The following is a 6,494-nucleotide window of genomic DNA, read 5'->3' as shown; positions in this document are numbered from 1 at the left end:
GCACCGGAAGCACTGCTGATGGCAACAGAATATGGCGCTGCCTCGATCTATCTGAATAATGTCGGGCGTCTTGCCGCAGGCATGAAGGCTGATTTTATCGCTATTGATATTGACCAGCCTCATTTGCTGCCGCATTCTGATCTGCTCTCCCACGCCGTATATTCGGCAAGTGCCAAGGATGTTGAGCATGTCTGGATTAACGGCCAGCAGGTTGTAAAGCACGGTAAATGCCTGACGCTGGATGAGGAAGAAATCCGCCGTAAGGCGCAGGAAACCTTCGAAAGCCTGCTTAAACGGTAATTTCAGGTTGTTATTTTAAGGAAAGGGAGCTGCACTTTGAGGAAAAGGAAAAAATGGCTTCCGCTGGGGATTGGCGTGGTGCTGCTCCTTTTGTTTGGACTCGGGCAGTTCTATGCCTTTATCATGAAAGACCAGTGGAATGAGCGGAATGCAGCCAAGGAAGTTGCTAAGTCCCAAGCCGGACTGACGGAGATCACAAAAGCGCAGAAATCGGTGTGGGATGAAAACTCGATCTACTGGGTGCTTACGGGAAAAAACGGTGCCGGGACAAAACTTATGGTCTGGGTCCGTTTTACGCTTGACGGTAAGCCGGCTGGAGGCGCCAACGATATCTACGCGGAAGAGCTTTCTAAAGGGATCTCGGAGCAGCAAATCCGCACAATTGTAGCCGCTCAGCTTCCGGGTTGCAGCAATAAAGAGGCTGCTTCCGGGTGTGTTTAACGGTGAATACGCCTGGCAGGTCTTTTACAAGCTGGACAACAGGTATTATTACCAGTTCTACCGGTTCGCGGATGGGACGCCCATCGGTGAGGGCTACAGTCTCCCAAACAAATGATAGCATAAGAGGGCCAAGCGGCAGGTGGACAGGCAACTGTTAACCTGCTGTTTTCTTTTCGATAAGTTTGAAATGATGATGCTTGATATAGATGATGATGTATATGATTGATATATAAGCTGCAGTGATACATATCTTGGTTTTGCAGAATATAGCGGAGTATCCGGCTATGATGAGGTTACAGTAAACACTGCCGGGACTTCGCCGTTTATATGACTAGTGAAAGTAATACACTTCTGGAATGATATTTTAGCGAATCTGCAAACGATTGGCAAAAAGACCTGAATGAACTAATCATTCAGGTCTTTTTTGTCGATAAAGGGGCAAAGAGCAATAAAACACCCAGAAATTAGTATCGAAAATTTTAAATATATTCACAATTTTATTCGGAATCGTATATACACATATGATATACTACTATTTGTATTAAGACATGCTAAAGAGCATGTCAGAATCGGAAACCTGTTTGACACGCTATCTATTGCATTTATATAGTTATAGCCCCACATCTGAGAGGAGGACGTTCCTTGAAACTGCGTCTTGTGCCTGTGCTTTTAACGTCTTTGTTGTCGGCAGCACTGCTCTTTGGCGGCTGGTATTCCTATCGCCAGTTCGCTGTGCAGGAGCCGCTCCAAAAGATTGTATCATCCTACGAAGGAGTCAATGATTCACATATTACTATTAACCGTAACGAGGTCACTTTGAAACTGGATCTTGCACCCGGCACGAAATTGCGTGAGCTGGTGCAGTATGTAAACACGGAGGGCAGATCCGCCATTGACGGACGCACCCTGAAGATTGATGTGAATCAGCACTCCAGCGCCCTGCTCGACGAATATTGGGACAAGGCGATGTTTTCTGTCGCTGAGGCGATGGAGAGCCGTAAATATACACTTATCCCTGCCAAACTGGATGGACTTATCGCAGAATATTCGCAATATAAAGATGTGACTGCAACGACAGAAATTGATGACAGTAACGTATACGTAAGCCTTTCTAACGGTAAAGAGAGTAAATTTATTATCTTACCCCGGGTTCCTGGAGCGATAGGAGTGTGGAACAATGCCTAAGTATTGGAAAGAGGTTCTGACCGGATTTGTTCCGGTGCTGCTGATTTTTATGGCGTTTGTCGGAATTAATATTTTTCCGGTGATTATTGCGGCCGGCATGATCGGCGCACTGCTGCTCATTGCCCACCTGCGCGGCGGATTGACCGTAAATGCGGGCGGGGATAAGAAGCGTAAGAAGAGCGGCCCTTCCAAGCTTACCTTTGAAGAAATCGGCGGACAGGACAATGCGAAGCAGGAGCTGCGCGAAGCACTGGACTTTCTGATCCGGCATGAGGAAATCAGCAAATTCGGGATTCGCCCGTTGAAGGGTATCCTGCTTACCGGCCCTCCGGGAACAGGGAAGACGCTGATGGCCAAAGCGGCGGCGCATTACACCAATTCTGTATTTGTAGCGGCATCAGGCAGTGAGTTCGTCGAAATGTACGTGGGTGTCGGAGCCGGACGTATCCGTGATTTGTTTAAGGATGCCCGTAACCGCGCATTAAAAGAAAACAAGCAAAGCGCAATTATTTTTATCGATGAAATTGATGTAATCGGCGGTAAACGTGAAGGCGGGCAGCAGCGCGAGTATGATCAGACGCTGAATCAGCTGCTGACTGAAATGGACGGGATTTACAACAACGACACACCGCGCATCCTGCTGGTTGCCGCGACGAACCGTAAGGAGATGCTAGACTCCGCGCTGCTGCGTCCGGGCCGGTTTGACCGTCATATCCAAGTCGATATGCCTGACAAGAAGGGGCGCAGATCGATTCTCGATCTGCATGCCAAGAATAAGCCGCTCCATGCGGATGTTAGTCTGGACAAGGTAGCAGAGGAAGCCTACGGGTTCTCCGGTGCCCAACTGGAAAGCGTGATGAACGAGGCCGCGATTTACATGATGCGTGAGAACCTGACCGAAGTGGAACAGCGGCATCTCTCACTGGCCATTGACAAGGTGATGATGGGCGAAAAGACAGACCGCGAGACGAACCAGGAAGAAAAGCAGCGGGTGGCCATCCACGAGCTTGGCCATGCGATTATGGCAGAGCTGCTGCGTCCGGGAAGTGTCAGCCAGGTTACCCTGACTCCGCGCGGACAGGCTTTGGGTTATGTACGGCATAATCCGCAGACCGAGCAATACCTTTACACCAAGGATTATCTGGAGCATCAGATTATGATAGCCCTTGGAGGGGCGGCTTCGGAGGAGATGTATTACGGCGGACGCAGCACCGGCTCACGCGGTGATTTTGACCAGGCGCTGAATATTGTGGAAACGATGATGAAATCCGGACTTACCTCGCTTGGTATTGCTAATCTGGATATGGTTACCACAGAAGAATTAATGAAGGAAAATAGTAAAATATTAGATGAACTCATGATTCGCACCCGAGAGCTGCTGGAGAAACAGCGAAATGTGTTTGACTTCTCTTTGGATATATTAATGAAGGAGGAGGTCCTCTCCGGGGAGCAATTTCGTTGTCAATTTCGTGACAGTGTGAGATTACCGGCATAATTATTTATGCCGGTTATTTTTTTTACTTTTCAGACATGCTAAGATATCATTATATGTCGGGCTACATATTTTTTACGACAGACAAGGTACAATACAAAAGTATAGATACCTGAAAGGATGGAGACTTTTACATGAATTTTAAAAAAATCGGCGTCATCGGCGGCGGAACCATGGGTCAAGGAATTGCTGAAATGCTGGCAGCCAAGGGCCTGGACGTTATGCTGGTGGAGAAAACCACAGAAAGACTGGATTACTCTTACGGAATGATCGAGACAAGTCTCGATAAACAGTTGGAGAAATGGGCAATTACCCAGGCTGAGAAGAAACTGATTCTGAGCCGTATTCAAAAAGTGACACATTTCGCGGAGCTCAGCTCGTGTGATATGGTGATTGAGACCATTACCGAAGACCTGGATGCGAAGCAAAAAGTATTTAATCAGCTGGATGCAGTGTGTCCGAGCAACATTATTCTGGCCAGCAACACGTCAACACTTAGCTTGACGGAGCTTGCCAGCTCTACAATGTATCCGGAACGCGTAATCGGCATGCACTTTATACATCCTGTAGGTAAGGTGGACCTTGTTGAAATCGTACGCGGTCTGAAAACTTCCGACAGCACTTTTGAAGATACCAAAGCCTTTGTTGATGAAATCGTTGATAAGAAGGGCGTAATGATTTATGAATCCCCGGGGTTTGTATCTTCACGCCTCATTTGCTTGTTCATTAACGAAGCTATGCATGTGCTTCAAGAAGGTGTTGCTTCTCCTGAGGATATCGATGATGCAATGCGCATTGGTTACCAATTCCAGCATGGACCGCTTGAAATGGCTGACCGTTTCGGATTGGATTCCGTGCTTGCCGCACTTGAAAATATGTTCCGTGAATACGGTGAACTGAAGTACCGTCCATCGACTATTCTGAAGAAGATGGTGCGTGCAGGACAATTGGGTGCAAAATCGGGCGAAGGCTTCTTCAAGTATGACAAGGATGGTGACCGGATATGAACGTTTTAGTAATCAACTCGGGTAGTTCTTCTTTAAAATATCAGCTGTACAACATGACGGATGAGTCCGTACTGGCAAAAGGTCTGGTAGAACGTATCGGGATGGATTCCTCCATTCTGACCCACAAACCGACCGGCAAACCGGACGTGACAGAAGTTAGTGAAATCCTGGAGCATAACACTGCGATCCGCAAAGTACTTGCGTGTCTGACCGACAGTGAGCATGGTGTAATCAGCTCTATTGATGAAATCAATGCTGTAGGCCATCGTGTTGTACACGGGGGAGAATTTTTCAAGGAATCCTCTTTGGTGGACGGCGATGCCAAATCGAAGATCCGCCAGCTGTTTGACCTTGCGCCGCTGCACAATCCTGCTGCAGTAATGGGGATTACAGCAACTGAAAACAATATGCCAGGTGTTCCGCAGGCTGTCATTTTTGATACTGCGTTCCACCAGACTATGCCTGAAAAAGCATATATGTACGCAATTCCTAGAGTGCTGTACAACAAATACAAAGTCCGCCGCTACGGCGCACACGGCACATCCCATGATTTTGTCAGCAAAGCTGCAGCCGAATATCTGGACCGTCCGCTCGAGGGCTTGAAGATCATTACCTGTCATATCGGTAACGGCGCCAGCGTAACTGCGGTTCAAGGCGGAGTATCTATTGATACCTCTATGGGGATGACCCCGCTTGAAGGTCTGATGATGGGTACACGCAGTGGAGACCTTGATCCCGCTATCGTTCCTTATGTGATGAACAAGGAAGAGCTGTCCGTTGGTGAAGTGAACTCCATGCTTAATAAGCACAGCGGTCTCTTGGCTATTTCCGGTGTGAGCAGCGACATGCGTGATATTATTGATGGTGCGGAGAAAGGCGAACCTAACTCCACGCTTGCTTTTGAAATGTATGAATACCGTCTGCGCAAATATATCGGTTCCTATGCAGCCGCTATGAACGGTGTAGACATCATCGTCTTTACAGCAGGTGTCGGCGAGAACGCATCGCTGCTGCGCGAAAAAGTACTGAATAATCTTACTTTCCTTGGCATTGAGCTTGATGCTGAGGCCAACAAGGTTCGTTCCGGCGATCCGCGCCGCATCTCTACAGCTGATTCCAAGGTACAGGTGCTGGTGGTTCCGACAAACGAAGAGCTTGTCATTGCACGCGATACCTATCGCCTTGTGCGAGGAATTAACGGCTAAATTAGAGGAGAGATCTTAGGCATGGCTAACAAGAGTGTAATCAAGAATGTGAATGAGCATGTCGGAGAGAGTGTTGTTATCGGCTGTTGGGTTAACAACAAACGCTCCAGCGGTAAAATTCAATTCCTGCAGCTTCGGGATGGTACTGGCTATATCCAGGGTGTTGTGGTGAAATCGGAAGTGCCTGAGCAGGTCTGGGACGATGCGAAAAGCCTCACCCAAGAAAGCTCATTGTATGTGACCGGCATTATCCGTGAAGAACCGCGCAGCCAATCCGGGTATGAAATGACGGTTACCGGAATAGAAGTTTTGCATCTCACAGAGAATTATCCGATTACCCCGAAGGAGCATGGCGTGGACTTCCTGATGGATCACCGTCATCTCTGGCTGCGTTCCGCGAAGCAGCGTGCGGTACTCGTTATCCGTGCGGAGATCATCCGGGCGATTCAGCAGTTCTTCAATCAGAATGACTTTACGAAGGTGGATCCGCCGATCTTGACTCCAACCTCGGCTGAAGGAACCACGAATCTGTTCCACACTAAGTATTTTGATGAGGATGCCTACCTGACGCAGAGCGGCCAGCTGTACATGGAAGCTGCTGCGATGGCTCTGGGCAAGGTGTATTCTTTCGGGCCGACTTTCCGTGCGGAAAAATCGAAGACCCGCCGTCACTTAATTGAGTTCTGGATGATCGAGCCGGAAATGGCCTTCACTGATCACGAAGAAAGTCTCAAGGTTCAGGAAGACTTCATCAGCTTTATCGTGCAATCCGTATTAACCAACTGCCGCGCTGAGCTTGAAGCGGTGGGCCGCGATATCTCCAAACTGGAGAACATCAAAGCGCCGTTCCCGCGGATTACGTAT

7 protein-coding genes and 1 pseudogene are annotated in these 6,494 nt (G+C 48.4%); all 8 read left to right on the top strand.

Annotated elements, in window-relative coordinates:
* A pseudogene (locus AQR02_RS34380) lies at positions 1-300 on the top strand (amidohydrolase family protein); the annotation flags it as partial.
* Between the two features lie 36 nt (positions 301-336).
* On the top strand, positions 337-741 hold the full coding sequence (locus tag AQR02_RS15950) for a cell wall elongation regulator TseB-like domain-containing protein (RefSeq protein ID WP_054941324.1): 405 nt from the start codon (positions 337-339) through the stop codon (positions 739-741).
* The gene (locus tag AQR02_RS35165; RefSeq protein ID WP_280818629.1) at positions 734-856 is read left to right on the top strand and encodes a hypothetical protein; all 123 of its coding nucleotides are present in this window, start codon (positions 734-736) and stop codon (positions 854-856) included. The genes AQR02_RS15950 and AQR02_RS35165 overlap by 8 nt, the downstream gene beginning before the upstream one ends.
* A gap of 527 nt (positions 857-1,383) precedes the next feature.
* On the top strand, positions 1,384-1,926 hold the full coding sequence (locus AQR02_RS15945) for a hypothetical protein (protein ID WP_054941323.1): 543 nt from the start codon (positions 1,384-1,386) through the stop codon (positions 1,924-1,926).
* Positions 1,919-3,421, top strand: a complete 1,503-nt coding sequence (locus AQR02_RS15940) for an AAA family ATPase (protein WP_054941322.1) — start codon at positions 1,919-1,921, stop codon at positions 3,419-3,421. Before AQR02_RS15945 ends, AQR02_RS15940 begins: the two co-directional genes overlap by 8 nt.
* Positions 3,422-3,552: 131 nt before the next feature.
* A complete protein-coding gene (locus AQR02_RS15935) occupies positions 3,553-4,425 on the top strand; it encodes a 3-hydroxyacyl-CoA dehydrogenase family protein (protein WP_054941321.1) in 873 nt (290 codons plus the stop codon).
* The gene (locus AQR02_RS15930; RefSeq protein WP_054941320.1) at positions 4,422-5,630 is read left to right on the top strand and encodes an acetate/propionate family kinase; all 1,209 of its coding nucleotides are present in this window, start codon (positions 4,422-4,424) and stop codon (positions 5,628-5,630) included. The genes AQR02_RS15935 and AQR02_RS15930 overlap by 4 nt, the downstream gene beginning before the upstream one ends.
* A 21-nt stretch (positions 5,631-5,651) precedes the next feature.
* Positions 5,652-6,494 (top strand): amino acid--tRNA ligase-related protein (locus tag AQR02_RS15925; RefSeq protein WP_054941319.1); only part of this gene is annotated, 843 nt, incomplete at its 3' end.

The sequence above is a fragment of the Paenibacillus ihuae genome, from assembly GCF_001368795.1.
In the GTDB taxonomy this organism is placed as follows: Bacteria; Bacillota; Bacilli; order Paenibacillales; family Paenibacillaceae; genus Paenibacillus_AQ; species Paenibacillus_AQ ihuae.
The sequence above is the reverse complement of the archived record's forward strand: the minus strand, read 5'-3'. Positions and strand labels throughout refer to the sequence as shown.

What these genes read in the sequence shown, in the direction of transcription:
- AQR02_RS15930 (WP_054941320.1), top strand. Translation starts at nt 4,422, where the DNA reads ATGAACGTTTTAGTAATCAACTCGGGTAGTTCTTCTTTAAAATATCAG.
- AQR02_RS15940 (WP_054941322.1), top strand. Translation starts at nt 1,919, where the DNA reads ATGCCTAAGTATTGGAAAGAGGTTCTGACCGGATTTGTTCCGGTGCTG.
- AQR02_RS15935 (WP_054941321.1), top strand. Translation starts at nt 3,553, where the DNA reads ATGAATTTTAAAAAAATCGGCGTCATCGGCGGCGGAACCATGGGTCAA.